The sequence below is a fragment of the Aeromicrobium sp. P5_D10 genome (genome assembly GCF_054049535.1).
Genome location: NZ_JBFUME010000007.1, coordinates 85,862 through 110,538 on the forward strand (window position 1 = coordinate 85,862; position 24,677 = coordinate 110,538).

Sequence of the window (24,677 nt, forward strand, 5' to 3'; positions counted from 1 at the left end):
TCCTCAAGTTCGATGAAACCTACTGAAAAGTAGGTTGTTGAAGTATGTTGCCGGTCTCACAGTAGCGAACCCGGGGTGGAATGATGGACACGTCCACAAGACAACCTGGGAGTAAAGATGCCGCAATCCGGTCAGGAACGTCCACCCGTCATTCATGAGGGTCTGCCGACGCAGTTGCCTGACATTGACCCCGATGAGACATCGGAGTGGGTCAGTTCGCTCGACGAGATGATCGACAGCCGCGGTCGCAGCCGCGCGCGCTACGTCATGCTCAAGCTTTTGGAACGTGCCCGCGAACAGAACGTGGGCGTGCCCGGTCTGCGCAGCACCGACTTCATCAACACGATCCCGCCCGAACGTGAACCCTGGTTCCCAGGCAATGAAGCGATCGAACGCCGCATCCGGTCGTACATCCGGTGGAACGCGGCCGTCATGGTGTCGCGCGCCAACCGTCCCGGTCTCGGCGTGGGTGGCCACATCGCGTCGTACCAGTCAGCGGCGAGCCTCTACGAAGTCGGCTTCAACCACTTCTTCCGCGGCAAGGACCATCCCGGCGGCGGCGACCAGATCTACTTCCAGGGTCACGCTGCGCCCGGTATCTACGCCCGCTCGTTCCTCGAGGGCGGCATCAGCGAGAAGCAGCTCGACAACTTCCGCCAAGAGCACTCGCACGGCGCCGGCAACGGTCTGTCGTCCTACCCGCACCCACGCCTCATGCAGGACTACTGGGAATTCCCGACCGTCTCGATGGGACTCGGCGCGATCAACTCGATCTACCAGGCGCGGTTCAACCGCTACCTGCACAACCGCGGCATCAAGGACACGAGCCAGCAGCAGGTCTGGACGTTCCTCGGTGATGGCGAGATGGGCGAGCCCGAGTCGCTCGGCGCGATCGGTATCGCTGCCCGCGAAGAGCTCGACAACCTGACGTTCGTCGTCAACTGCAACCTCCAGCAGCTCGACGGACCGGTGCGAGGCAACGGCAAGATCATCCAGGAACTCGAGTCGACGTTCCGTGGCGCCGGCTGGAATGTCATCAAGGTCGTGTGGGGACGTGAGTGGGACGATCTGCTCGCCCGCGACACCGACGGCGCGCTCGTCAACCAGATGAACCGCACGCCCGACGGCGAGTTCCAGACCCTCTCGGTCGAGACCGGCGCGTACAACCGCGAGAACTTCTTCGGGCCGGACCCGCGCCTGCAGAAGATGGTCGAGCACCTGACCGACGGTGATATCGAGCGTCTCCCCCGCGGCGGCCACGACTACCGCAAGGTCTACGCCGCCTTCGAGGCCGCGCAGAAGCACACGGGTCAGCCGACCGTCATCCTGGCGCACACGATCAAGGGCTGGCTCCTCGAATCGTTCGCGGGCCGCAATGCGACCCACCAGATGAAGAAGCTGACCAAGGACGACCTCAAGGGCTTCCGCGACCGTCTCAACATCCCGATCACCGACGAGCAGATCGACGGCGATGCACTGCCGCCGTACTACCACCCCGGCCCGGACAGCGAAGAAATCAAGTACATGAAGGCTCGGCGCGACTCCCTTGGTGGATCGCTGCCCAAGCGCGTCGTCAACCCGACGCCGGTCAAGCTGCCCGACGCCTCGGTCTACGACGAGCTCAAGAAGGGCTCCGGCAAGCAGCAGATCGCCACGACGATGGCGTTCGTCCGGCTCCTTCGCGATCTGATGAAGGACCCCGAGGTGGGTCGCCGGATCGTGCCCATCGCGCCGGACGAGTACCGGACGTTCGGGATGGATTCGATGTTCCCGTCGGCCAAGATCTACAACCCGGCCGGCCAGACGTACGAGTCGGTCGACCGCAAGCTGCTGCTCGCCTACAAGGAGTCGGCACAAGGCCAGCTCCTGCACGAAGGCATCAGCGAAGCCGGGGCAATGGCCTCGGCCATCGCGGCCGGAAGCGCCTACTCGACGCACGGCGAACCGATGATCCCGGTCTACATGTTCTACTCGATGTTCGGCTTCCAGCGGACCGCCGACTCGATCTGGGCCATGGCCGACCAGCTGGCCCGCGGCTTCCTGATCGGTGCCACCGCCGGCCGCACGACACTGACCGGTGAGGGACTGCAGCACGCTGACGGTCACTCACCGCTCATCGCGCAGACCAACCCGGCTGTCGTGCACTACGACCCGGCGTTCAGCTTCGAGATCAGCCACATCGTCAAGTACGGACTCGAGCGTATGTACGGCTCGACCGATGCCTTCCCGCACGGCGAGGACATCATCTACTACCTGACGGTCTACAACGAAGCACTGCACCAGCCGGTCGAACCGGAGAATGTCGACGTCGAAGGAATCCTCAAGGGCGCCTACATCTACCGCAAGGCGTCCGCCGGCACGCTGCCCGCACGGATCATGGCTTCGGGCATCGCGGTCCCGTGGGCCCTCAAAGCTCAGGAGATCCTGGCAGAGGACTACGGAGTCGCCGCCGACGTCTGGTCGGTCACCTCGTGGAATGAGCTGGCCCGCGACGCGATCGCTGCCGAGCAGTGGAATCTCAACCACCCGGGCGAGTACAGCCGGATGCCGTACATCACGGTCAAGCTCATGGACTCCAGCGCCGTCACGGTCGCCGTCAGCGACTACATGCGCGCTGTCCCCGACCAGATCGCTCGTTGGGTGCCCGGTCCGTGGCAGTCGCTGGGTGCTGACGGATTCGGTTTCGCCGATACCCGCGCGGCGGCCCGTCGCAAGTTCCAGATCGACACCGAGTCGATCGTCGTGAGCGTGCTGCAGTCGCTGGCCCAACAGGGCTCTGTGACACCTGACACAGTCCGCGAGGCGTTCTTGCGATTCCGCATCGACGATCCGACCGCCGTTGCAGGTGTCGAACAGGTGGGCGGAGACGCCTGAGGATCACACCTCACAACAAACTCTCAGTGGGGCGGTTTAAGATGACCTCCATGCTTCAACGGTCCTTTGCTGCCTTCCTCCGCTGGCCGTACGCATTTGCGTTCTGCCTGTCGATTGCGGTCGGTGCCACTGCGATCTACTACTCACAGGATCTGAACGTGGGCCTGAAGGACCCCGAGGGGTTCCTCGGGCCCGCGTACATCCGTCTGCCTCTTCTAGGGCTCTTGATCTTCTCGGCGGTGATCGGACCGCAGGCGGCATACCGCTACGGGATCAAGAACACGTTCTCGGGTCTGAAGTCGATCATCAGGAACGAATGGGATCTCAAGCGCGTCGGCTATGTCACGACCGGCATGTTGGTGTTCTACGTCTGCTACGTCAGCTACCGCAATCTCAAAAGCTATCTGCCGCTGCTGACTGATCACACGAAGTACGATCACGATCTGCTCACGATGGATCACTGGCTGTTCTTCGGTAACAATCCGGCCGACGTGCTGCACAACTTCTTCGGCACCGATGTCATGTCGCAGATCCTGGCGGCGCTGTATGTCCTGTATCTGCCGGTCGTTCCCATCACGGTCGCGGCCGTCCTCGTGTTGCACCGCGACATCACGGTGGGTGCCTGGTACGCCACTGCGGTGAGCCTCAACTGGGTGCTCGGGACCGCGAGCTACTACATGCTGCCCTCGACGGGGCCGGCGTTCTCACAGCCGACGATGTTCTACGACCTGCCCGACACCGGTGCGACTCAATTGCAATATTCGTTGTTCAGCAACGGTGCCAAGTTCATCGCGGATCCACAGGGCGACAAGATCTACGGAATTGCCGCCTTCGCGTCATTGCACGTATCGGTGGTCTTCACCCTGGCTCTCTTCCTGCACTACGCCGGCATCGCCCGGATGATCCGCTATATCGCTTGGGTCTACCTCGGTTTCACGATCCTCGCGACGCTGTACCTCGGCTGGCATTACGTGGCCGATGATGTCGGCGGTCTCGCGATCGGCGGTATCGCGGTGTGGGTCGGCGCGTTCGTGACGGGCAATACCCGCCGCCAGAAGCGCAAGAAGGCCGAACGCCTGGCCGCGACCGAAGCTGCTGAGCCGACACCCGTCGAGGTCGACGCTCAGCTGATCGCAGGTCCGGTCGCTTCGAGCGGCTCGTCCGGCACACTCTCCAGCTCGAACTGATCGCCGCGACGCAGCAGCGCCCGCCACCGGCCACGGTGATATGTCGCCGGGCTGCTCCTGGCAATGAAGTCCATGACGATGCGGCTGAACTCGGCCGGATGATCCTGATGCGGGAAATGTCCTGAATCGTCCAGGACGTGGACATCGGAGATCTGGGTCGGGGCAAGTTCGGCGTGGGACACCGGGATGACCATGTCGTCGCGACCCCAGATCACCAGAACGGGCATCAACCGGGCCAAGTAGCTGCGATCGGTCATGGTCACGAACTGGCCGCGCCAGTCGAGCACATGGCTCGTGACCCGTTGTACCGCGGTACGTTGTGCCGGGTCGGCCAGTCCTTCGTAGATCCGGGCCACCTCGCCGAGATCACGGGTCGCCTTCAGGGGCAGGCGCGACAGCGTCTTCAGTCCCCCACTGACCCACGGCCGCCACGGGCGGAACGTCGCGGCAGCGATCGCCGCACCGCTGCCTGGGATGGTCAGCAGCCGGATCAATGGCGAGACTTCTTTGCCGAGCCCGCCGGTCGAGACCAGGACGACACGCTCAGTGCGATCGGGAAACTGGTAGGCGAACTGCATCGCGACCCCGCCGCCGAAACTGTGGCCGACCACGGTGACCTTCTCGATGCCCAGCACCGTCAGCAGGTCGCGCATGCCGTTGGCGTAGCCGCCCAGCGAATAGTCGGCATTCGGTTTGTCCGACTCACCGTGCCCCAAGAGATCGGGGGCGATGACCGTGAAGTGCTCGGCCAGCTCTGGCATGACCTCGGACCACGTGGAGGAATCACACGCGAGTCCGTGCAGCAGCAACAGCGCCGGTCCGGACCCGGCGACGCGAAATGCCCGGCGATAACCGTGCACCACGACGTACTGGACGTCCTCGACGCTCTGCATCGATCCATCCTAGAGGTGGGCTCGGTAAGATGACGTCGTGCCCTCCTCGTCCTCGGTCCGCGAACAGCTGACAGACATTCTCGTACGCGTCGTCAACTGTCGTGCCGATGCCGTCACCCCGAACGCATCGCTCAAGGAGTTGGGAACCGACTCCTTGACGATCGTCGAAGTCGGTGAGGAGCTCGGTCGTCGCTTCAACGTCTATCTTTCGGACGAGACGATCGATTCGCTGCGCACGGTTCAGGACGCAATCGACGCCGTAGTCAATCACGACGGCGCCAAGGCCGTGCCTGGTCCGAAGGCTGCCGCCCCGACCTCCCCGAAGCCGCCGAATCAACAAGTCCTCCGCACCATGAGTCCCGAGCAGGTGAACCGCAGACGTCTCCGGGCAGGCGGCTTCGTAGCCAAGTTCGCGTTCATCGGCATCGTCATCGGCGCTCTGGTCGCATTCGGTGGCGCGGCCCTGGTCAGTGCCACCGGATTGAAGTCGGTCGACCTGCCGCCGATCTCGGCCCCCACGCCGGCACCCACGACACCGTCGGCGAGTCCGACCCCCACGCCCGAGCCGACGTCCGACACCCAGGTTCCGCTGCCATCGATCGAAGCGTCCGACAACCAGGTCTCCCCCGGACAACGATTCATCCTTTCCGGTACGTTCCCGCTCAGCAGCCCCGGCGAGAAGCTGCAGGTCGAGGTCCGCGAATCAGGCTCCGGCTGGGATGACTTCCCGATCGAGACGACGACCCGTGAGGGCGGCGCCTTCAAAACAGAGCTCTACACGTCCCGGACGGGTCAGCGCGAGTTCCGCGTCACCAACAAGACGACAAACAAGTCGACGCCCGTCGTGAAGGTCACGATCGGCTGACGGTTCAGATCACCTGGTGCAGCCAGCGCACCGGGGCTCCGTCGCCTGCGTGACGGAACGGCTCCAGCTCGGCATCCCACGCGACGCCCAGTAGGCCGTCCAGCGCCGTCTCCAGGTCGACCTCGCCCAGGGCTGCTTTGACCCGGAATGCCTTGATGCGGTCCTCAGGGATCAGGACATCACCGTGCAGCCCGGTCATGGCGTGGAAAATGCCCAGCTTGGGGGTGTAGGAGTAACGCGCGCCCTCGGTCGACGCGGTGGGCTCCTCCGTGGCTTCGAATCGCAGTTGCTCCCACCCCCGCAGCGCTGAGGCCAGCGTCGCAGCGGTACCGGCGGCTGCCTGCCAGGAAAGTTCGGCCCGGTACGTCCCGGGCTCTGCCGGCTGCGGCACCCAGGCGAAATCAGGCGTGCCACCCAGCACACCGGCCACGGCCCACTCGACATGCGGGCACAGCGCCGACGCGGACGAGTGCACGAACAGCACTCCCCGCGTCTGAATCGTCGGCGAAGACATATTTCTTGTTGTAACAGCCATCGGTGCCTCCCTAGTGTCGCCTTCCCCAGCGTCTCGGGAGCACCTGAGACCATTGTGACGTACGTTGGTGTTCGCGGACAACATCTCACGTCAGGAGAATGTCGCATGACGACAACCGTGCAGGACAATCCGGCAGCATCTCGCTTCGAGATCACGATCGATGAAGAGCTCGCCGGGTACGTCGACTACCGCAAAGACGGTGACGAGTATGCACTCCCCCACACCCGGGTGTTCCCTCAATTCGAGGGGCGGGGAGTCGGCGGCCAGCTCATCGTCGGAGCATTGACGCAGATCGCCGCACGCGGTGGCACGGTGCTCCCGTACTGCCCGTTCGTTCCCAAGGTCATCCGGGACAACCCCGAATTCCTCGATCTCGTGCCTGCCGATCAGCGCGCAACGTTCGATCTGTAGCCCTTGGAGACCCCCGTCACTCGACGACGTGGACCTCGATACCGTTCTCGCGCCACAGTTCGATCACATCGGCCTTGTCGTCCCAGGCTTCGAGCACTGTGAACCCATCGTCGGCGATCTGCTTCAAGATGTCGGTCTTGATCGCGACATCTTTGCGGTAGTCGCCGACGATCCGCATGTAGAGCCCGTCGTACGGAATCTCATGCGCGACGAGCCAGTCGAGCGTCAGATCTCGCCAGATGAATTCGCGCGAGGTCACGACCAGGACCGATCGGCCCAAGTCACGCTGGGCACGTGCCGCCTCGGCCACAGCTTGATGCGGTGGGCAGTCGGCCGAGCCGGCATGGAAGGCCGCATAGTCCTTGTCGTCACCCTCGATCAGGTGGACGACGCCCGCCGTGTCGCACAGTGTGCCGTCCATGTCGAAGATCACCGCATCGCGCATGTCACCAGTGTGACGGGTCACGGTACGCTAAGACCAGGTCGGCCCTTTCTAAGCCGATACAGCGGTCGTCACCCTTCCACGGTGGCGACCGTGCTTGTTTCGAAAGTTGGAGTAGATGCCATCCCAGCGCTTCCGAATGACGATCCTCGTCGTGTGGATCACCGGATTCCTGGTCGGCACGGCCACACACACCATCGACGTGATTTCCGGCGGAACCCAAACCTATGCGGACTTTCCGGCGGGGGTACGTCTGTTCTGGCTCTCACTGACGATCCTCGACCCCTTGACCGCAGCATTGTTGCTGCTGCGGCGCCGAATCGGCATCGTCGCGGCGCTCTCCGTCATGACAGTCGACGTCACTGTGAACTGGACGGTTATGACGACAATCGGCGGGATCTCGCTGTTCGGCATCGTATGCCAGAGCTTGTTCGCGGCAGTTCTCTTCGGCAGCGCGAAGACACTCTGGAGCTGGTTCCAGGAAACGCCCGCAACGCGGCCTCCGTCACCGGTGACCTAGCGCCTGACCCAACCCGCGAGGGTCAGGCATGCTGCACCGCTGATCATGATCACGCCCAACGCCACGAGATCAACCACGACGAAGGCGAATCCGAGCACCCAGAGCGCGATACCGACCTGGAGGTGTTGGGGCAACATGCTCCGGACCATAGTCACTTCCACAGGGAAAGCAAATCAGGTCGATCCGGCCTTGCGGGGCCACACTTGTAGGGCGGGCGGGGCTCGAACCCGCGACCAAGGGATTATGAGTCCCGTGCTCTAACCAGCTGAGCTACCGCCCCTGGGCGAGAATCCCCTCTGAGTACCGAGGGTGTTTCCGCAAGATTGAGCGTACCGGTGCGGGGTTTGAGTCGACATGTGCCCCGGCAACCGAGCAGCCGTCAGGTTGTCGACCTCACAAAGATGCCGTTCATTTGCAGGCTGCGCCCGTTGTCCATCACCCAAGCGGGATCTTGGTGGGCAAGTACGAATCCCTGGTCGTACATCTGCTGCATCATTGCGGGCAGGAGATCCTGACCCTGATAGATCTCGACACACGACATTTCGAACTCGAGGAACTCAGCCCGCTTCAGCGTCTCGGTCGCGCCGGCGAATACTGCGCTCTCGTGTCCCTGAACGTCGACTTTGAGTCCAAGTGGGCCCTGGAGATCACCCAAGGTCGGCACGATGTTGTCGAGAGTATCGGCCTGGACCGTCTCGGTTCCTACTTGAACTGCAGCAGGGCGACCCTCGGACGATGCCAGCGGGATCGCGGACGAGAACGTGTCGTCCTCCGAGACATGCAGCACGAGATCAGCTCGTCGGTCACTGACGGCTGTCTTGAACGATCGCCAAGCGGGGTCCTCCGCTGCCGATGCGGCGAGTAGCGCGTAGGGCGCCCCCAACGGCTCGAATGACCACAGCCTGCCGGCATACCCATGAGATCGCACTTCCTGCGCGTACTGCCCGGTGTTGGCTCCGACGTCGATCAAGTCGGCGATGCCATAGTCGGCGAGAATTCGAGCACGCCGCGATGCAGGGGTGAAGGTGTAGTGCGTGATTTGCACGTTGAACTTCCGGAGGACTCGCTGTACGCGGTCGGGTACCTGCATGTCCGCAAGAGTACGGCACTCCCGCTCCTACAAATTGGCTAGGAAGCGCGCGAAGATCGACCGACGAAGAATGCGCCCACCAGGAAGACCACGGTCAAGATGAACAGCCAGAACGCGCCCTTGATGATCGCGCCGAGGACGCCGGTAACGAGGGCCAGAAGAATCAGCAGAAGAACTAAAACCATACTGTCTCCTTACCCCGATTCGGCGCTGTCTACACATGGCTCGCTGATCTGTCGTCGGAGCCGCCTAGAGTCCCCTCATACCATCCCCCGCCTCCCGAAACCCGCTTCTCCCCCGCATAGACCCCGTCAAACTGGCCGATCTCTCACCGGGCACGGCCGATGATTTGGAGCCCGGTGCCCTCGCTGAAGGACTCAGCTTCGAGAGCCTGGTGCTCGACGGGCGAAATCTGGCCGCCGTCACGATCACCGAGTGCGCGATCGACGGGCTGTCGGCTCACGAGACCAACTTTCGATCGGCAAGTTTCAGCGACGCCACGATCGAGCAGCTCAATGCACCGGTGTTCACGGCCGCCCGCACCCGGTTCACCGATGTCTCGATCGGCCGCTCGCGGTTGGGATCGGCCGATCTGTACGACACTCGGTGGAGATCAGTCGAAGTCTCCCATTCCAAACTCGGATTCATCAATCTGCGCGGCTCCGAACTGGTCGACGTCAGATTCGATTCCTGCACGATCGAGGAGCTCGACCTCGCGTCGGCAAAACTCGAACGGGTGCAGTTCGTCGATTGTCAGGTGGGCGTCCTCAGCCTGACCGGAGCCTCGCTGTCCAACGTCGACCTTCGAGGATTGGAGCTGCGGCAGATCGACGGGATCGCGTCCTTGAGGGGCGCCACCATCAGCGATATGCAGCTGTCGCTACTTGCTCCACTACTGGCGGCACACCTTGGCATCGCCGTAAAAGGCTGAATGAGGCTGCCAACAGGCCTCTGCGGGCTTAGCCTGACGTCATGAAGCCGAAACCTTTTGAGCCGGTCGACGAGACCTGGGAACGCGCGCTCGTCGTCGTGGCACATCCTGATGACGTCGAGTTCGGCGCTGCGGCCGCGATCGCGCGTTGGACCGACCAGGGCAAGACGATCGTGTACTGCATGGTCACAAGCGGCGAGGCGGGAATCGACGGCCTCGCACCCGACGAATGCCGCAAGGTCCGGATGGACGAACAAATCGCGTCGGCCAAGATCGTCGGCGTCGACACCGTCGACTTCCTCGGCCTGCCCGACGGCGTGCTCGAATACGGCGTGTCGCTGCGCCGCGCGATCACTCGGGCTGTGCGCACCCACCGGCCGGAGATCATCATCACCAACAACTTCCGCGAGACGTGGGGCGGCTCGGCGCCCAATCAGCCCGATCACATGGCGGTCGGACGGGCCAGCCTCAACGCGGCAGGTGATGCCGGCAACCGCTGGGTCTTCACCGAACAGATCGTTGAGGGCCTTGAACCGTGGGGCGGGGTCAAACAGGTCTGGGCGGCTGGCTCACCCGACAGTGCACACGCAGTCGACACCACCGACACATTCGAGCGTGGCGTGGAATCGCTCAAGGCTCACAAGGCCTACATCGACGGACTCGGCTGGGAGAACTTCGACCCCGCAGAGATGCTCGAAGGGATGTCGAAGCCGAACGGATCACGTCTCGGAGTCACCCACGCGGCACCCTTCGAAGTGTTCTCGTTGGCCTGGGGGGAATGACCGACGGGTCACGACCCCGAACCCGCCAGTCGCCACGACGCGATCTGCTCACGTTCTCGGAACATCTCGGCGAACGCCCCACCACTGTGGAGCAGCCTCTCGCGCGTTCCCTGTTCGACGATGTGGCCATTGTCGAGCACGACGATCTGATCGGCCAGCATGATCATCGCTGGGGTGTGAGCCACGACAATCACCGTGCTGAGTCGGGACAGTTCGGCGATCGAGCGGCGGATCAAGAACTCATTGGCCGGGTCCAGTGCCGCGGTCGCCTCATCCAGGATCACGACCTGTGCACATTTGAGCAGAGCGCGGGCGATCGACACCCGCTGGCGTTCACCGCCTGACAACCTGGATCCGCCCTCGCCGACCCTCGTGTCCCACCCGTCCGGCAACCTGGCGATGATCTCGTCAACGCCTGAGAGCCTGGCCACCTCCTCGATCTCGTCAGCGCTGGCTTCAGGACGGCCGAGCAGTACGTTCGCGCGCAAGGTTCCGTCGAAGAGATAGACATCCTGGAACACCAAGGCGATCTGAGACATCAGGTCCTCTGTGCGTTGTCGCCGGACGTCAACGCCCCCGACGCGGACGCTTCCACCATCGACGTCCCAGAAACGGGCGATGAGGCGAGTGACTGTCGACTTCCCGGAGCCAGAAGCACCGACGATCGCGGTGACAGTTCCGCGCTCAGCTCGCAAACTGACCCCGTGGAGAACCTCCGCGGCGCCATACGAGAACGTCACCTGATCGAGCTCGACCATTCCGGGCCGGATCCTCTGCTCGGACTCCGACGGTTCCGGCAACAGATCCGCGTCGAGCACTTCACGGACGCGCCGCAGATCGCTGCGTGCCATGCGCAGCCCGCCGGACAGTTCGGCGACCATCGCGAGGGGCCCGATGAACCGCGCGAGCAGCGCCAACACGGCCACGAGCACCACGTCGTCAACTTCTCCCCGCACGGCCAGCCACACTCCGAGCAGCGTCACGACGGAGAACATCACCTGCAGGGTGAGGCCCGTCAGCGCCATCCCCGGAATCGTCATCCAGAGCTGGTGCTTGCCTGCACGGTGCTGGCATTCGATCGCCTGCTCGAGAGGTGCGTAGGTATCGCCCGACGTTCGTCCGAAGGCCCGCAAAACCTGCTGGCATCGCGCGAATTCCAATACTGCCGAGCTGGCAGCCGTCCCCGCAGCATGAGCGGCCTCGTCGGAGCGCTCGAGTGCACGGGCAGAGAACCGGAAACACCACCACAGGATCGGCACGGCCACGATGACGACCAGCGCCAGGCGCCACTCGTACACGACCAGGAACACCCAGATCACCGCAGGCGTGGCAATTCCCGCGACCAGCGGCTGCAGCAGGTGCGCGATGCTCTGGCACACCGACATGACCCCGCTCGAGCCGATCCGACTGAGCCGGCCCGCAGTTCCGCCGGAGAACCAGCCGAGAGGCAGCCGGGTCACGTGCTCGCCCAGCCGGTCACGGAGCGTGTCGAGAATCGCGATCGCCAGTTCGAAGTTGCGCATCGCCTGCACGTAGTGCGCGACAAGGGCGAGAACTGCGAACCCCGCAGAGACGGCCAACCACATGATCGCCCGGCTCGTGTCACCGTCGAACAAAGCCACAAGGATCGGCACCAGCATCGATACCGCGATCCCCTGAAGCACGGCGTCCAGCACCATCCAGGCGAGAGTCACATACGCGACTTTGCGCTGAGCAGGATCGAGTACGGCCAACAGATCCCGAATCATGCGCGGGCACCTTCCAACGAAGTCCACATCGACCGATAGGTTCCGTGGTTTTCCATGAGCACATCGTGAGGACCGCATTCGACCAGCCGCCCCCGGTCGAGCACGGCGATCTGGTCGGCGCCGACGATCGTGTCGAGCCGGTGTGCGATGACCAGGAGCGTGCGCCCCTCGACCAGCCGGGTCAGCCCGGCCTGCACGGCGGCCTCGACATCGGGATCGGCGAAGGCCGTGGCCTCATCGAGCACCAGGATCTCCGGATCGTGCAGCATGGCACGAGCGATCGATACGCGTTGCGCCTCACCTCCCGACAGATTCGCATCATCGCCTATGACTGAGTCGTAGCCACGCGGCAACGCCATGATGCGATCGTGAATCTGCGCCTCTCGCGCGACGTGTTCCACCTCGCCCCGCGTTGCCTCAGGGCGTCCCAGAGCGATGTTGTCGGCGATCGACGTCGCCAGCAGTTGAACATTCTGAAGGACGAACCCGACCCTCGAATAGAGGTCGGCAGCCGCGATCTGCCGCACGTCGACGCCGCCGATCATGACTGATCCGGTGTCGGGATCGTGGAATCTCAAGACCAGTCCGGCCAGAGTCGACTTACCTGATCCTGACGGCCCGACCAGCGCCGTCACAGTGCCTGGATCCAGTCGCATCGACACGTCCGTCAGCGCCTCACCTCCGTCGTCGTAGGAGAATGAAGCTCCACTGATCTCAATACCAGCGTCCGCCGGGACAGAGGGTCGGATCGGCTCGACCGTCAGCGGTTGGTCGAGTAGTCGTACAAGCCGCATGGCCGCCTCACGAGCCTGTGCCCGCCCCTGCATCCCCCGGCTCAGCGTCATGACGGACGCCGGAATGACCAGCGCAACCATCGATGCGGCCAGCACATCGATCGCACTGACCCAGCCTGCCGACCAGAACGCCAAGCCGAGCGACAGGTTGAGTACGAGGACGACAGCTGGCGCGAGCACCATCGACGACACCGCCTCCAGCCGCATCATCGGTCGGACCCACGCGGCGAAGAAGCCACTGAAGTCGCGTGTGGCGTCCCGGTACGCGGCGTGCGCCTCCCCCGCACGGCCGAAGGTCTTGACCACGGCGATGCCCTGAACGAACTCGACGATCGCGGTGTTGACGCGTGAGGTTCCCTCACTCATTCGCGCCATCATCTCCGTGCCGTCGCGCATCATGATCGCGAAAGCGATCGCATATAACGGCAGAGGCAGCACTGCCACGAGCGCGAGCCGCCAATCGAGTGTCACCAAGTAGCCCAGCCCGACCAGAGGCACGGCAACTCCGGCGGTGGTCTCTACCGCGCTATGGGCCACGAGGTAGTGCAGGGCATGGATATCGTCATCGGTTGCCTTCTTCACCTCGCCCGACGCGTGCCGGTCGAACCAGCCGAGCGGCATCCGGCCGAAGTGCGCGACAAGCCTGCGCCGCAAGATCGCCTGGAGAGCCGCATCGGAGAAATGCGTGATCATGATGGCCCCGCCGGCACACAGCGCTCGCACGCCCAGAGCCACGACGACGATGAGCGCAATCATCCGCAGCCGCGACTCGTCCGCACCTCCTGCCAACAGCTCTCTGGCGATCGCCGCTATGGCGATGAAAGGGACGATCTCGGCGATCGCGCCGATCACCTGTACCCCGACCGCCACTCGGGTCGACGTCCTCACGGGGCGTAGAAGGCCGCGCAGCGCGGCCGAGCCGTCCGTCATGAGAGCGCGTCCTGAAGACCATTCCACCGGGTCACCGCATCGTCCACCGCGCCGACCTTGCTCTTGCCGAGGAACATGGCTTCGACGTCATCGAGGATCCACCAGCTCGTGAAGACGCTGTTGCCCCACCACGTCTCGCCGTCGACGTCGGCCGCACGCTTGTCGGCTGCAACATCCATCGTCGCGAAGACCGGTTGATCACGCACCAGCGCGCTGTCGTAGTAGGTGCCCGACAGGATCGCCATGCGTGTCGCATCGTGATCATCCAGCCGTTCGGCCGAGAACGGCACGATGAACTCACCTGCCTTCTCCCCCGTGCTGGTCTGTTCGGCCTCCGGTCGGGTCAGGCCCAGCTCTTCGATCAGCAGCGACATCGGGGCCGACGGGGACGGGAAGTCCAGGGTGTCCTGGTAGCCGAATGTGATGGAGAGCGAGCCATCGTCGGGCAGTGCTTGGTTCAGCTGTCCGATGCGCCGATCCATGACTGCTTTGACCCGCTTGCCGGCAGCCTGCGCGTCGAAGACCTCGGCCGACTCTTCCAGAGCTGCCTGCCAGCCTTTGCCGTACGACAGGACCACTGCTGGAGCGATCTTGCGGAACGCGTCGATCGACTGCGGGAGCGGGCCTGCCTCGCTCATGACGATCAGGTCCGGTTTGTCGGCCACAACCTGCTCGAGATCGGGCGCGCTCAGGAACTCGGGTTCGTCGACAATCTCGACACCCGCCTCACGCAGGATCGCAGCAGACGTTTGGGAACTGACGGTGGCGTACACGAGCTGTGGCTTGACTCCGACAACCATCATGGCCATCGCGCTGTGCTCGTCGAGCGCCAGGATTCGCTGCGGATCGGCCGGAATGGTCTGTTCGCCGAGCGCGTCGCTGACGGTTCGCGTGCTGGCAGGCCCTGCCTCCCTGTCATCACTTGAGCCACAGGCGGACAGGACAACGAGCGCGAGGACGACAGGGAACAACCGGGACATGCCTTTATTGAACATGTCTCGATAATAGGGAAGGTTTACCTAAGTTGTCACTTTGAGTCGTGTGATCCCGGTCTCTCGATCCGCAACTGGACGCCATCGAGCACGAGGTCGACTCGTCGCAGGAGGCGGTCCGTATTCGGTTCCTGCGGGTCAGACATGCGCGCCCATCGCGCTTCGTCGTGGGCCAGATGGGTGACCAGCAAAACGGCATCGCGCGCCGTCTGCTGCTCGACGCCCTCAGCCATGAGCAACTCGACGACATCACTCACCACGGCGGCCAACCGAGGCGGCGGTTCGGTCAAAGCCTGGATAGCGTCTTCCAGACCAGGGTGCTGCCACAGACATTGCCACAGAGCGTAGGCATAGGCGTGCAGCAGATCACGCCACGGCAAACCGCGATCGGGGCCGGGCCAGTCACGCAGTGCCTCGTCGGCCGCCAACCGGACGAGATCGGACCGCCCCGCCACGTGATGGTAGATCCCGCCCTGCGCGACCCCCAGTCGGCGCGCCACCGCCGCGACACTCAGGTGCTCGAGTTCGGCCAGCGCCGCCGCCGCGATCATGTCGACATTCAGCGCCGGCGGACGTCCGCGACGCCTACGTCCGGTCTCTGGGTCCAGAGGAGCCTTTGCCATGCATACATCGTCGCACCACCGGATTCGAGGGTCGGCAATTGTTGCGATCCGCCAACTAACTACATAGATCATGTATTGAATACAGAGCTCCTCTAGTCAAATGCTCTGAATCCTGTTAGCGTGACCGAACCAGTACGACCTTTGCTCAGCGATTTCCCCTGAGTCAGAGCTGAAATCAACCATCAAAGGCCACGTCATGCGCAGAACCCTGTCGGTGCTAGCTCTGGGCGCACTCACGCTCGGATCGCTCGCTCTCCCCGCCTCGGCCGGGGACTTCGACTCGATCCCCCACCTCGTCCGGGACGGGGCCCCCGGCCCAGCAGGGTCCCACCCTGCCGAGGCCATTGCGTTCGGTTCCAAGCTCATCTACCGCGCCGGAACCGTCTCCTCGGGGCACGAGCCATGGATCAGTGACGGCACCACCGCCGGCACCAAGCTGCTGCGCGACGTCCGCAGCGGCCTCAACGATTCCTCGCCGATCGGCTTCACCGCCTTTCAGGGCAAGGTCTACTTCTCGGCCGGCGACGACTCCCATGGCACGGAGCTCTGGCGCACCGACGGCACTGCCAGCGGCACCACACTGGTCCTCAACATCGCCGGCGGAAATGACAGTTCCTATCCCGAACAGTTCGTGGTGGCGGGCAACAAGTTGTTCTTCACCGCGTCCTCAGTCGACCTCGGCCAAGAACTTTGGGTGTACGACGGCTCATCCGCTGCCCCGAAGCTCGTCAAGGAAATCGCACCAGGACAGGCCGACGCCGAGATCATGCACCTGACCCGCTGGGGCAACCGGGTGGCGTTCCGAGCCAAGGATTCTGCCGGTGCAGAACCCTGGGTCAGCGATGGAACACCCGCCGGAACTCACAGCGTCGGCAATATCGCTGTCGACTCGCAAGGCTCCTTCCCCGACGAGTTCACACCGATCGGCACCAAGCTCTACTTCGCCGCGCACCCTAGCGGCGGTGGTCGAACCCTCTTCGTGACAGATGGAGACACCTCGTTCCAGGCGTCGACGGCGAACTTCAACAATCCCAAGAGACTCGTGGCATACGGCAGCAAGCTGATTTTCACCGCCGAGAACCCCTCTACTGGCGAGGAGTTGTGGATCACCGACGGAGACGACGCGGGAACCGCGCTGATCAAGGACATCCGTCAGGGCCCGGCGTCAGCTGATCCCCGCGACCTGACGATCTTCCGCGGAAGAATCTACTTCTCCGCGTCCGAGGCACCGGGAAAGAACCGGCTCTGGGTCACCGACGGCACGCTGGCCAAGACGACCCGAGTCACCGCCGACAACGGCGCCCAGGAGAGCCAGCCGAAACCGATGTCGGTGGTCGGCGGCACCTTGTTCTTCTCGGCCCACAGCGATACGGCTGGTACAGAGCTCTGGCAGACCAATGGCACAGCGACAGGCACGCGGATGACCCGAGACCTGTCCCGCACCGGAAACGGCTCACAGCCACGGCCTCTCGCTGCCGTTGCCAACACACTGTTCTTCGCCGCCGACGACGGTACCCGCGGTGAAGAGCTGTGGGCGTACACGACCTTGTCGTCCACGACGAGGGGCTACAAGAAGACCGTCAGCCGCAAGAGCGCTGCCAAGCGGAAGATCTACGTGACGGTCAAGGTCCGCGCCTCCGGGACAACTCCGATCGGCAAGGTCGTCCTCAAGAAGGGCTCCCACATCGTCGGCACGAAGACGCTGTCGGGCGGCAACGCCAAGATCCGCATCACCAAGAAGCTCGGCAAGGGCAAGCACAAGGTCCGCGCCTACTACTACGGCAGCGTCCGCGCCCGCAGCTCGTACTCATCCCCCATCACGATCAAGGTGAAATAACATGAAGAAGCTCCTCTCAGCCGCCGCAGTCGGTGCGCTCACATTCGGTCTCTTGACCACCCCCGCCTCGGCTTCTGACTTCGACGCCGTGCCGCACCTGCTCAAGGATCTGGTTCCCGGCGGCATCTCCTCGGGCGTCGATGAAGACGACTCCGCGGTGCTCGGCAATCAGCTGGTCTTCGCTGCGCAGAAGGCCGGCCTCGGCAAAGAGCTCTGGATCACTGACGGAACCGCGGCCGGCACCAGGTTGATCAAAGACATCGACCCGCTCGGCACGTCCAATCCCGCCAGTTTCATCTCCTTTCGGGGCAAGGTGTACTTCGCTGCGTCGGACTCGACCCACGGAACTGAGCTGTGGGTCACTGACGGCACCACAGCCGGCACCAAACTCGTCAAAGACATCGCCCCCGGCAATGCGGGCTCGTCCCCACGAGGCTTCGCGGTCTCCGGTGCCACCTTGTTCATGGAAGCGACAACCACGTTCACCGGCCGCGAACTCTGGAAGACAGATGGCACCCCGACCGGCACACGCCTCGTCAGGGATATCAACGACACTGCGGTGGGTGCCGAGTCGGGCATCACCGAGATCGTCGCGCTCAGTAACGGCCGAGTCATCTTCAGCGCTGAGGCCAATGCGAAAGCGGGCAAGGAGCCTTGGGTCAGTGACGGCACCGAGGCCGGCACGAAGCAGCTCAACAACATCAACCCGGACGCCGGCGCGGATTCGAATCCGCACGGTCTGACGCGTGTGGGCTCGAAGATCTTCTTCGCCGCGACCGATGTGCTCAACGGCAATGAGCTCTGGGTCACCGACGGCGGCTCCCTGAGCACCCACCGAGTCGCCGATCTCGCAGCGGGACCCGCTGGCAGCGACCCGTTCGAAATCGTCGCCTACGGCAGTCGGGCGGTGTTCCAGGCGAGCAGTCCCGGCGTGGGAGAAGAGCCGTGGATCAGCGACGGCACGCAGCTGGGAACCATGCCCCTCGAGGTCCAATCGGGCCCTGCGGGAAGCAATCCTCACGATTTCACGGTATTCAACGGCGCGGTCTACTTCCAGGCGTACAGCGCAGGCACCGGGACGGAGATGTGGGCGACCAAGGGAACCCAAGGCACGACGCATCTGGTCAAGGACATCTGCCCCGGGGCCTGTCACGCCGAACCCGGAAGTTTCCGGCGAGTCGGCTCGACGCTCGTCTTCCCTGCCTACACGACAACACACGGCGGCGAACTGTGGTCGAGCAACGGCACGTCGGCCGGAACCGTGCGCCGAGGAGACGGCATAGCCGGCGCGGGAAGCTCGTTCCCCTCCCCCATCAGCGTCGTCGGCAACACACTCTTCTTCACCGCTGGCGACCCGACGCACGGCAACGAACTCTGGGCCTACACAACCCTGCCGTCGAGGACCTACGGCTACAAGAAGACTGTCTCCAGGAAGACCGACAAGAAGCGACGCGTCTACGTGACGGTCAAGGTCCGCGCCTCCGGGACGACTCCGATCGGCAAGGTCGTCCTCAAGAAGGGCACCCGCGTCATCGGCACGAAGACGCTCTCAGGTGGCAACGCCAAGATCCGCATCACCAAGAAGCTCGGCAAGGGCAAGCACAAGGTCCGCGCCTACTACTACGGCAGCGTCCGCGCCCGCAGCTCGTATTCATCGCCGTTCACGATCAGGGTCAAGTCCGCGCGCTGAGCCAAGAGCAAGACCCCCGCCGAGGCGGGGGTCTTGCTGGGTCCTGCTCCCGTTTGCGATCAATCGAGGGTGGCCGGGTTGTAGCCGTCCGGCGCGGCCCGGAGGGTGTCCCCCATGCGCAGATCGGCCACCGAGGCATGGAACCCCGAACGACGGCCGTGCGCGGTAACCACGATGCCCACCGTGAGATCGCTGTACGCCATGCAGTTGAAGGAAAAGGGGCCGTCCCCATTCCCGACGGCTTCCCATCCATTCGCCCACGCCACTGCGTCTGGAGGCGCGCCTGACACGAGCACGCGAATTCGATGCTCGTCGAGCCGCTTGAGCTGTACTGATATCTCGTTGTCCATCGTCGGCATCTCACTTCCATTCAAATCGTGAAGCGTTCCAACCCTCTTCGCGGAGGAAAGGCGTACCGAGGCAGCACTGCCCCCCTACCAGGACTGTCTCTCACATGAGTTCGTTCACCGCATCCCGAAGCCGTTCGATAGCTTCGACGATTGCGGCCATCGCCCCCGGGACCTCTGCCGGCACAAATGTTCTGCCTGTCACGTTCTTGGTTCTGATTTCAGTGCCGGCCCCGATTGCTTCGATCTCGGAGACATAAGTCCTCAACGCCTCCGAGATCGTTGGTGTGCTCTGCGCAGAGGCGATGTCGTATCCGAGACTGAGATGACGCACGCCCAGCCAACTGGCACCGTCCGGGAATGCCCAGCCGATCGAGATCGGTTCTGTGCGGTCGGGGTTGTCGATCCTGATCGATGTGCCCTTCGAGCCCCATCTGAACCTGATACCCATCGACCTCAGCGAAGCGAAGAAGTCGCGCATGGCGGACCGGTATGTCTCACCATCGAGCGCGTTCAGAAATTCTGCCTCATCGATGACAGCCTGTGGACTTGCTGCCCCACTCTTGATCGGCCGGCTCGTGGCCACGACCTGCGCCGAGTACGCCGTCATTTCTCCGCCGCTGAGCATCGTCATCTGGACCAGGTGGAACCGGCCAGCACGCGACGTCGCGTTGAGATAATCTGCGCTGGTAATGACGGAGTCCCTGTAGTTCTGCGACACCACCACGAAGTTGAAGTCGCCGTCTGCCAGCACGGCACCCAGCCTCGACAGAAACTCGTCCTTCTCCGTCGGCGAAAGCCCCCAGTGACGTGTCGCGACCTCCGCAAGCGACTTACCGGCGTACTTCACCTCGGAGGGAGCCTCCCGAAAGTAGCGACGCACGACGCCGTCTTCGAAGTCCACGACCGGCATACGCCACAGATCGGATCCATAGTCGATCAGTTGACTGAGCACGTGGCGAAAGTCGCTGTTCTGAGTCCCCGTCTTGAACTCGGCGATCACCACCTCACCGGAGCGAGACAGTCCCAGAAGGTCGATTCGCCCAGAGGCCAGTTGGGTCTCCCGCCCGACGACGAGCAGCGGTCCAGCAAGCCCCAGATCGTCCAGCGGAACGAGTAGCGGGTGACTTCTCATCGTCTCCCTCAGGTGCTCCTCATCCGGCGCCTGCGCCTCAACGAGGTCGTAGCTGCCGTTGGCATCTGTCACCAGGACTCGCCTACCCACCGCGCACCTCGACTTCACCCGTCCGGACATCCTTGCCCCTGATGGAACCACGCTGCGAGGTCGGTGTCTTCTGAACAGCGAACGTCGAGCTCGCTGCCTGGCTACGCACCGGGCAGAGCTAGTCGCTCTCTCTCCGGACCCTCTTCGAGCTGGCGGAGGGCATGATGAGTTCCGGGATGGCCCGGAGCAGGAACTTGTCGAAGTGCGGCACAGTAAACGCTGCATACCCGTGCTCGGGGGTGTAGAGCAGCCCCATGTTGATCAGTTGGGCCCGTGTGGGACCCATTTGGGTCGACTTGCGCCCAATGACTGCGGCTACGTCTTGCGCCTTCTGGGCGTCAGGACCAAGTTCTGCCATCGCTCGCAGGTAGATACGCTCCATTTCTGTGGCACGGTCCAATCGCACACGAAAGAATGACTCGTCGAGTTTCGCCTCGTAGGTCGGGACGGCCAGGGCGATGTCCTCTTTAGTGATCTTCGGTCCATCCGCAACTGCCCATACGGCGTAGCCGAGCTCTTGGAGGAAGTACGGGTAGCCGCCGGTAACCTCGATCGCCAGGTCGAGGGCCTCGTCGCTATAGTCCGCGCCCTCGACCTGGGCAGGTTCAGCCAGTGCAGCGCGTGCGTCTTGGTCTTCAAGGTTTCCTATCCGTGGGAACTTGAACAGTCGCTCGGAATAGGACTTTGCGTCGCCGGCCAGCTCGGCGATCTGCGGGAGGCCCGCACCCACCATCGTCACCGGAAGCCCCCGCTGAACTGTCTTATGAAGTGCCGAGATCAGCGCCTCCCATTGGGTCGTCGAGAGGAACTGAACCTCGTCGAACAGCAGCACGAGTCCTTTGTCGGCATCCTTTGCTGCTTCCCCCACTGCCACGAAAAGGTCCGTGAGATCAGCCTGCAGCTCTTGCTGGTCGGCAAAGCCTTGGGCCGCATCGACTTCGATCCCACCGGTCAAAGTTCCAGTGGGGTCAACCGAGACGCTGAATGATTTCAGCACTGCCGCGGCTCGCTGCATCCGGTCACTCCAGCGGGCCTTCGGCGACATCTCGAATAGTGAGGTGCGGATGGCGCTCACCATCTGCCGCCGAAATTGCTCGTCGTCGTGCTTGGACACTTCACGCTCAACCACGACCCAATCGAGCTCATGAGCTTTGGTGCGAAACCGTCCCAACAGCACGGTCTTGCCGACTCCGCGGAGTCCCGTGATGATCATCGACTGCTCAGTACGCCCTGCACTCATCCGGCGAAGAAGTAGGTCGAAAGTCTTGAGCTGCGCATCGCGACCGAGCACGGCGGGCGGCTGGGCACCAGCGTTTGGCGTATAGGGGTTGAGGATCGGGTCCATATTCGGCAGTTTATCTTCTTTATCCCTGTTTATCGGATTCCGATAAACAGGGATAAACTCTGTAAACGTCTCTCGGCGTCACTCATCGAAGCCCTGAGACGCTGCAACGGCACGCGATGCGGCGAAGGCGGCGCGCGTGGCCTCGTCAGGAGGAAAGGTGCCGTCCAACGGCGCTCCTTCCCGGATGCGATCCAGGACGAACGTCTCCAGTGCGAGCAGCTCCTCCGCAGCGGCCACGACCTCGGCAGCGACGGCACGCGGCACCACTGTGACGCCGTCTTCGTCGCCGATGAGGAAGTCACCGGGCTCGACAAGCACGTTCCCGACGCCGATGGTGACGTTCCAGTCAGCCGCCACATGTTTGGAGTGGTGGGGCGCCGTCGCCGTCGATCGTGCGTACACCGGCAGGTCGAGAGCGCGTAGCCCGTCGGAGTCGCGGACACTGCCGTCGACGACGTATCCCGCGGCGCCCAGTCTTGCCACCCGCGTCAGGTAGACCTCGCCGCCGATCGCGGCAGACGTCACGCCGCGGCCGTCCACGACGAGCACCTTTCCAGGCCCGCACGCCTCGATGGCTGCGCGCTGTGGGTACTGGGCGCTGCTGATGACGGTCCCCGTCGTCCGGTCCTCTCGCGCAGGGACGAATCGCAACGTGACGGCCTCGCCGACCATGCGGTCTCCCGCCGTCAACCGGGTGAGCCCGTCGACACTGACGTTACGGAAGCCGCGAGTCAGGAGGGCCGAAGCCAGGACTGCGGCCGGGACGTCCGCGAGTCGTCGCAGGAGCTCGGCCGAGTCGACGTCGGGTGGGGTGCTGACTGTCATGGTGAATCCTTCGGGTCAGGTACTGAGGGACGGCGGAGAAGGGGCGTCCGTGGCGAACGAGCGCGAGAAGACGCCTTCGAGCAGCTCGCGCGTGACGGGCTGAGGACTGCAGGCCAACAGTCGCCGTTGGTCGAGAGCGCGGTCGATCAGAGAGGGCAGGTCCGCGGCCGTGAGACCGAAGTGCCCCAGGTCGCGGGGCCCGCCGGTGTCGGCCAGAAGTTGTCGCAGCCACCTGCCGATCGCCCCTGCACCCGCCTCATGACGGTCGTGCTCGCTGATCCCGAGCAACTCAGCGGCCTGGTCGAGCGGCTGGGCCGCGGCGGGGTGGATCGCGTCGAAGGCAGCAGGTGCTGTCACGATGACGGACTGACCGTGCGGCACCAGTGGACGATCGACCCGGAAGCCGTCTGGTCGGTAGTCCCGGACAGCACCGGCCACGGCATATGCATTGGCGTGTGGGATGTGGACACCAGCGTTGCCGAGCCGTGAACACAGCGCGGCGAGCGACATTCCTTCACGCGCCTGCAGGTCGGTGCCGTCCAGGACGACGCGGCGCAGGAACCGCCCCGACAGACGGACCGCCTCCCGGCACCACATGCTGGTCACGGGATTGGCACCCGAATAGCGGGGCCGATCCGCCGGGGATGAACTGGGCGGCCGCTGGTCATACGGCAGGGACGTCAGCGACTCGAGGGCCTGGACCACGGCGTCGTAGCCGGCCGACGCGGTGACGGACGGCGGACAGGTCACGGTGTTGAGCGGGTCGATGATCGCGAGGTCGGGTCGCAGACACGGGTACGAGACCGCCGCCTTCACGTGCGACACGTCGAGGTCGACCATCGCGACCGACGTGCACTCCGACCCGGTTCCGGCCGTCGTGGGCATCGCGATCATCGGCATCAACGGACCGTCGACCGGCCGGCCGGGCCCGTGGGGTGGTGCGACGTACTCGCGGACCTCGCCGCCGCACGTCGTCAGGAGGTTGATGAGCTTGGCGGTGTCGATGACACTGCCACCTCCCACCGCGACAACGCCGTCGAAGCCGATGCCAGCGACGGTCTGGATCGCACGCAGAATCGAGGCCTCGGTCGGCTCCGTTTGGGCACCGGTCCACACCTCGAAACCGATGCCCTCACGGGCCAGAGCCGTCCGCACATCGTCGAGTCCCCCTGACGAGGCGACATTCTCGTCACTCACGACCAGCGCTCGGCGGATGCCGAGTCGACGGCACTCGTGCCCGACCTCCCGGCCCGCGCCGATGCCGAACCGGAGGTCGGGCGCACTCCATGGGAACACCGACTCGCCGCGACGACCGGAGAGGATCTCGTCCCGCGCCTCGGAGGTCAGCGTGACGTCGGTCAAGCGACGGCTGCGGCTCCGGCCGCCGCTGCCTCGGCGTCTTGATCGGCGCTGCCGCCGGCGACGCCGACCGATCCCACGACCTCACCGCCGACGACGATGGGTACGCCGCCCCCGAAGGTGACAAACGGGCGCGACTGGGCGTTGCCCAGCCCGAACAGCGGAGCACCCGGTTGGACGAGGTCGCCCAGGTCGCCGGTGGCCATCTGCATCGAGATCGCGGTGAAGGCCTTGTTCTGCGACAGCTCGGTCGATGCCAGCAGCGCACCGTCCTGACGCGAGAATGCCAGCAGCTCACGACCCGAGTCGAGGATCGCGACGCTGGAGGGCGCGCCGAGCTCGGTGGCCTTGGCAAGCGTCGCCTGCAGGACCTTCTGGGCGTCTTCGAGGCTGAGGTTGGTCATGGGTGATGCCTTTCGGTGGTGGTGATGG

General features: G+C 64.0%; 25 protein-coding genes and 1 tRNA gene. 9 read left to right on the forward strand and 17 right to left on the reverse strand.

The features are described 5' to 3' along the window. The first annotated feature begins 117 nt into the window (after positions 1 to 117). Complete coding sequence (gene aceE / locus ACXJKC_RS15255) at positions 118 to 2,874, forward strand: pyruvate dehydrogenase (acetyl-transferring), homodimeric type (protein ID WP_456697590.1); 2,757 nt, start codon at positions 118 to 120, stop codon at positions 2,872 to 2,874. Positions 2,875 to 2,924: 50 nt separating this feature from the next. Further along, on the forward strand, positions 2,925 to 4,061 hold the full coding sequence (locus ACXJKC_RS15260) for a phosphatase PAP2 family protein (RefSeq protein ID WP_456697591.1): 1,137 nt from the start codon (positions 2,925 to 2,927) through the stop codon (positions 4,059 to 4,061). Here the strand turns inward: ACXJKC_RS15260 and ACXJKC_RS15265 are convergent. Next, positions 3,998 to 4,954, reverse strand: a complete 957-nt coding sequence (locus ACXJKC_RS15265) for an alpha/beta fold hydrolase (RefSeq protein WP_456697592.1) — start codon at positions 4,952 to 4,954, stop codon at positions 3,998 to 4,000. The two genes, ACXJKC_RS15260 and ACXJKC_RS15265, sit on opposite strands and share 64 nt — an antisense overlap. Before the next feature lie 37 nt (positions 4,955 to 4,991). On the opposite strand from ACXJKC_RS15265, the gene ACXJKC_RS15270 reads away from it, so the two are divergent. Then, positions 4,992 to 5,819, forward strand: a complete 828-nt coding sequence (locus tag ACXJKC_RS15270) for a phosphopantetheine-binding protein (protein ID WP_456697593.1) — start codon at positions 4,992 to 4,994, stop codon at positions 5,817 to 5,819. A gap of 4 nt (positions 5,820 to 5,823) precedes the next feature. Here the strand turns inward: ACXJKC_RS15270 and ACXJKC_RS15275 are convergent, their stop codons facing one another. Further along, positions 5,824 to 6,333 carry a DUF3145 domain-containing protein gene (locus tag ACXJKC_RS15275; RefSeq protein WP_456697594.1) on the reverse strand — a complete coding sequence of 170 codons (510 nt, stop codon included), beginning with the start codon at positions 6,331 to 6,333 and terminating at the stop codon, positions 5,824 to 5,826. A 126-nt stretch (positions 6,334 to 6,459) separates the two neighbouring features. Between ACXJKC_RS15275 and ACXJKC_RS15280 the strand changes: the two genes are divergently transcribed. Beyond that, a complete protein-coding gene (locus ACXJKC_RS15280) occupies positions 6,460 to 6,765 on the forward strand; it encodes a GNAT family N-acetyltransferase (RefSeq protein WP_456697595.1) in 306 nt (101 codons plus the stop codon). A gap of 16 nt (positions 6,766 to 6,781) precedes the next feature. Here the strand turns inward: ACXJKC_RS15280 and ACXJKC_RS15285 are convergent, their stop codons facing one another. Further along, the gene (locus ACXJKC_RS15285; RefSeq protein ID WP_456697596.1) at positions 6,782 to 7,231 is read right to left on the reverse strand and encodes a phosphatase domain-containing protein; all 450 of its coding nucleotides are present in this window, start codon (positions 7,229 to 7,231) and stop codon (positions 6,782 to 6,784) included. 115 nt (positions 7,232 to 7,346) lie between these two features. Here ACXJKC_RS15285 and ACXJKC_RS15290 point away from each other — a divergent pair, with 115 nt between their 5' ends. Further along, positions 7,347 to 7,727: a hypothetical protein gene (locus tag ACXJKC_RS15290; protein WP_456697597.1), complete on the forward strand. Its 381-nt coding sequence runs from the start codon at positions 7,347 to 7,349 to the stop codon at positions 7,725 to 7,727. Here the strand turns inward: ACXJKC_RS15290 and ACXJKC_RS15295 are convergent. The 4 genes from ACXJKC_RS15295 to ACXJKC_RS15310 all read right to left on the reverse strand — a co-directional run bounded on the left by ACXJKC_RS15295 (position 7,724) and on the right by ACXJKC_RS15310 (position 9,002). Further along, positions 7,724 to 7,864 (reverse strand): hypothetical protein, encoded by a 141-nt coding sequence (locus ACXJKC_RS15295; protein ID WP_456697598.1) that lies wholly within the window; start codon positions 7,862 to 7,864, stop codon positions 7,724 to 7,726. The two genes, ACXJKC_RS15290 and ACXJKC_RS15295, sit on opposite strands and share 4 nt — an antisense overlap. 69 nt (positions 7,865 to 7,933) lie before the next feature. Then, positions 7,934 to 8,007, reverse strand: a tRNA-Ile gene (locus ACXJKC_RS15300). A 99-nt stretch (positions 8,008 to 8,106) separates the two neighbouring features. Beyond that, positions 8,107 to 8,817 (reverse strand): FkbM family methyltransferase, encoded by a 711-nt coding sequence (locus tag ACXJKC_RS15305; protein ID WP_456697599.1) that lies wholly within the window; start codon positions 8,815 to 8,817, stop codon positions 8,107 to 8,109. Positions 8,818 to 8,855: 38 nt separating this feature from the next. Continuing rightward, positions 8,856 to 9,002, reverse strand: a complete 147-nt coding sequence (locus ACXJKC_RS15310) for a hypothetical protein (RefSeq protein ID WP_456697600.1) — start codon at positions 9,000 to 9,002, stop codon at positions 8,856 to 8,858. Between the two features lie 164 nt (positions 9,003 to 9,166). Between ACXJKC_RS15310 and ACXJKC_RS15315 the strand changes: the two genes are divergently transcribed. Both ACXJKC_RS15315 and ACXJKC_RS15320 read left to right on the forward strand, forming a co-directional pair. Further along, on the forward strand, positions 9,167 to 9,748 hold the full coding sequence (locus tag ACXJKC_RS15315; protein WP_456697601.1) for a pentapeptide repeat-containing protein: 582 nt from the start codon (positions 9,167 to 9,169) through the stop codon (positions 9,746 to 9,748). A gap of 41 nt (positions 9,749 to 9,789) precedes the next feature. Continuing rightward, on the forward strand, positions 9,790 to 10,530 hold the full coding sequence (locus ACXJKC_RS15320) for a PIG-L deacetylase family protein (protein ID WP_456697602.1): 741 nt from the start codon (positions 9,790 to 9,792) through the stop codon (positions 10,528 to 10,530). An 8-nt stretch (positions 10,531 to 10,538) separates the two neighbouring features. Here the strand turns inward: ACXJKC_RS15320 and ACXJKC_RS15325 are convergent, their stop codons facing one another. The 4 genes from ACXJKC_RS15325 to ACXJKC_RS15340 are packed head-to-tail and all read right to left on the reverse strand — an operon-like array spanning position 10,539 to position 15,617. Then, the gene (locus ACXJKC_RS15325; protein WP_456697603.1) at positions 10,539 to 12,278 is read right to left on the reverse strand and encodes an ABC transporter ATP-binding protein; all 1,740 of its coding nucleotides are present in this window, start codon (positions 12,276 to 12,278) and stop codon (positions 10,539 to 10,541) included. Beyond that, positions 12,275 to 14,002 carry an ABC transporter ATP-binding protein gene (locus ACXJKC_RS15330; RefSeq protein ID WP_456697604.1) on the reverse strand — a complete coding sequence of 576 codons (1,728 nt, stop codon included), beginning with the start codon at positions 14,000 to 14,002 and terminating at the stop codon, positions 12,275 to 12,277. Before ACXJKC_RS15330 ends, ACXJKC_RS15325 begins: the two co-directional genes overlap by 4 nt. Beyond that, the gene (locus ACXJKC_RS15335) at positions 13,999 to 14,997 is read right to left on the reverse strand and encodes an ABC transporter substrate-binding protein (protein WP_456697605.1); all 999 of its coding nucleotides are present in this window, start codon (positions 14,995 to 14,997) and stop codon (positions 13,999 to 14,001) included. Before ACXJKC_RS15335 ends, ACXJKC_RS15330 begins: the two co-directional genes overlap by 4 nt. A 32-nt stretch (positions 14,998 to 15,029) precedes the next feature. After that, positions 15,030 to 15,617, reverse strand: coding sequence for a TetR/AcrR family transcriptional regulator (locus ACXJKC_RS15340; protein WP_456697606.1), 588 nt, complete (start codon positions 15,615 to 15,617; stop codon positions 15,030 to 15,032). Between the two features lie 196 nt (positions 15,618 to 15,813). Here ACXJKC_RS15340 and ACXJKC_RS15345 point away from each other — a divergent pair, with 196 nt between their 5' ends. Both ACXJKC_RS15345 and ACXJKC_RS15350 read left to right on the forward strand, forming a co-directional pair. Then, positions 15,814 to 17,454: an ELWxxDGT repeat protein gene (locus ACXJKC_RS15345; RefSeq protein ID WP_456697607.1), complete on the forward strand. Its 1,641-nt coding sequence runs from the start codon at positions 15,814 to 15,816 to the stop codon at positions 17,452 to 17,454. Between the two features lies 1 nt (position 17,455). Then, positions 17,456 to 19,144, forward strand: a complete 1,689-nt coding sequence (locus tag ACXJKC_RS15350; RefSeq protein ID WP_456697608.1) for an ELWxxDGT repeat protein — start codon at positions 17,456 to 17,458, stop codon at positions 19,142 to 19,144. Positions 19,145 to 19,203: 59 nt separating this feature from the next. Here the strand turns inward: ACXJKC_RS15350 and ACXJKC_RS15355 are convergent, their stop codons facing one another. The 6 genes from ACXJKC_RS15355 to ACXJKC_RS15380 form a co-directional block, all read right to left on the reverse strand. Beyond that, positions 19,204 to 19,494, reverse strand: coding sequence for a hypothetical protein (locus ACXJKC_RS15355; RefSeq protein WP_456697609.1), 291 nt, complete (start codon positions 19,492 to 19,494; stop codon positions 19,204 to 19,206). A gap of 100 nt (positions 19,495 to 19,594) precedes the next feature. After that, on the reverse strand, positions 19,595 to 20,698 hold the full coding sequence (locus tag ACXJKC_RS15360; protein ID WP_456697610.1) for a hypothetical protein: 1,104 nt from the start codon (positions 20,696 to 20,698) through the stop codon (positions 19,595 to 19,597). A gap of 136 nt (positions 20,699 to 20,834) precedes the next feature. Beyond that, positions 20,835 to 22,061 (reverse strand): ATP-binding protein, encoded by a 1,227-nt coding sequence (locus tag ACXJKC_RS15365; protein WP_456697611.1) that lies wholly within the window; start codon positions 22,059 to 22,061, stop codon positions 20,835 to 20,837. A gap of 78 nt (positions 22,062 to 22,139) precedes the next feature. Beyond that, positions 22,140 to 22,886 carry an RraA family protein gene (locus tag ACXJKC_RS15370; protein ID WP_456697612.1) on the reverse strand — a complete coding sequence of 249 codons (747 nt, stop codon included), beginning with the start codon at positions 22,884 to 22,886 and terminating at the stop codon, positions 22,140 to 22,142. A gap of 15 nt (positions 22,887 to 22,901) precedes the next feature. Beyond that, positions 22,902 to 24,248 (reverse strand): hydroxyacid-oxoacid transhydrogenase, encoded by a 1,347-nt coding sequence (locus ACXJKC_RS15375; RefSeq protein WP_456697613.1) that lies wholly within the window; start codon positions 24,246 to 24,248, stop codon positions 22,902 to 22,904. Continuing rightward, positions 24,245 to 24,649 (reverse strand): GlcG/HbpS family heme-binding protein, encoded by a 405-nt coding sequence (locus tag ACXJKC_RS15380; RefSeq protein ID WP_456697614.1) that lies wholly within the window; start codon positions 24,647 to 24,649, stop codon positions 24,245 to 24,247. Before ACXJKC_RS15380 ends, ACXJKC_RS15375 begins: the two co-directional genes overlap by 4 nt. Between the last annotated feature and the right edge of the window lie 28 nt (positions 24,650 to 24,677).

Bases quoted from the DNA above. Each gene is read 5' to 3' on its own strand.
- ACXJKC_RS15335 (WP_456697605.1), bottom strand. From the start codon at position 14,997: ATGTTCAATAAAGGCATGTCCCGGTTGTTCCCTGTCGTCCTCGCGCTC.
- ACXJKC_RS15295 (WP_456697598.1), bottom strand. From the start codon at position 7,864: ATGTTGCCCCAACACCTCCAGGTCGGTATCGCGCTCTGGGTGCTCGGA.
- ACXJKC_RS15355 (WP_456697609.1), bottom strand. From the start codon at position 19,494: ATGGACAACGAGATATCAGTACAGCTCAAGCGGCTCGACGAGCATCGA.
- ACXJKC_RS15280 (WP_456697595.1), top strand. From the start codon at position 6,460: ATGACGACAACCGTGCAGGACAATCCGGCAGCATCTCGCTTCGAGATC.
- ACXJKC_RS15310 (WP_456697600.1), bottom strand. From the start codon at position 9,002: ATGGTTTTAGTTCTTCTGCTGATTCTTCTGGCCCTCGTTACCGGCGTC.
- aceE (WP_456697590.1), top strand. From the start codon at position 118: ATGCCGCAATCCGGTCAGGAACGTCCACCCGTCATTCATGAGGGTCTG.
- ACXJKC_RS15325 (WP_456697603.1), bottom strand. From the start codon at position 12,278: ATGATTCGGGATCTGTTGGCCGTACTCGATCCTGCTCAGCGCAAAGTC.
- ACXJKC_RS15330 (WP_456697604.1), bottom strand. From the start codon at position 14,002: ATGACGGACGGCTCGGCCGCGCTGCGCGGCCTTCTACGCCCCGTGAGG.
- ACXJKC_RS15290 (WP_456697597.1), top strand. From the start codon at position 7,347: ATGACGATCCTCGTCGTGTGGATCACCGGATTCCTGGTCGGCACGGCC.
- ACXJKC_RS15365 (WP_456697611.1), bottom strand. From the start codon at position 22,061: ATGGACCCGATCCTCAACCCCTATACGCCAAACGCTGGTGCCCAGCCG.
- ACXJKC_RS15260 (WP_456697591.1), top strand. From the start codon at position 2,925: ATGCTTCAACGGTCCTTTGCTGCCTTCCTCCGCTGGCCGTACGCATTT.
- ACXJKC_RS15320 (WP_456697602.1), top strand. From the start codon at position 9,790: ATGAAGCCGAAACCTTTTGAGCCGGTCGACGAGACCTGGGAACGCGCG.
- ACXJKC_RS15370 (WP_456697612.1), bottom strand. From the start codon at position 22,886: ATGACAGTCAGCACCCCACCCGACGTCGACTCGGCCGAGCTCCTGCGA.
- ACXJKC_RS15275 (WP_456697594.1), bottom strand. From the start codon at position 6,333: ATGTCTTCGCCGACGATTCAGACGCGGGGAGTGCTGTTCGTGCACTCG.
- ACXJKC_RS15345 (WP_456697607.1), top strand. From the start codon at position 15,814: ATGCGCAGAACCCTGTCGGTGCTAGCTCTGGGCGCACTCACGCTCGGA.
- ACXJKC_RS15340 (WP_456697606.1), bottom strand. From the start codon at position 15,617: ATGGCAAAGGCTCCTCTGGACCCAGAGACCGGACGTAGGCGTCGCGGA.
- ACXJKC_RS15350 (WP_456697608.1), top strand. From the start codon at position 17,456: ATGAAGAAGCTCCTCTCAGCCGCCGCAGTCGGTGCGCTCACATTCGGT.
- ACXJKC_RS15305 (WP_456697599.1), bottom strand. From the start codon at position 8,817: ATGCAGGTACCCGACCGCGTACAGCGAGTCCTCCGGAAGTTCAACGTG.
- ACXJKC_RS15380 (WP_456697614.1), bottom strand. From the start codon at position 24,649: ATGACCAACCTCAGCCTCGAAGACGCCCAGAAGGTCCTGCAGGCGACG.
- ACXJKC_RS15265 (WP_456697592.1), bottom strand. From the start codon at position 4,954: ATGCAGAGCGTCGAGGACGTCCAGTACGTCGTGGTGCACGGTTATCGC.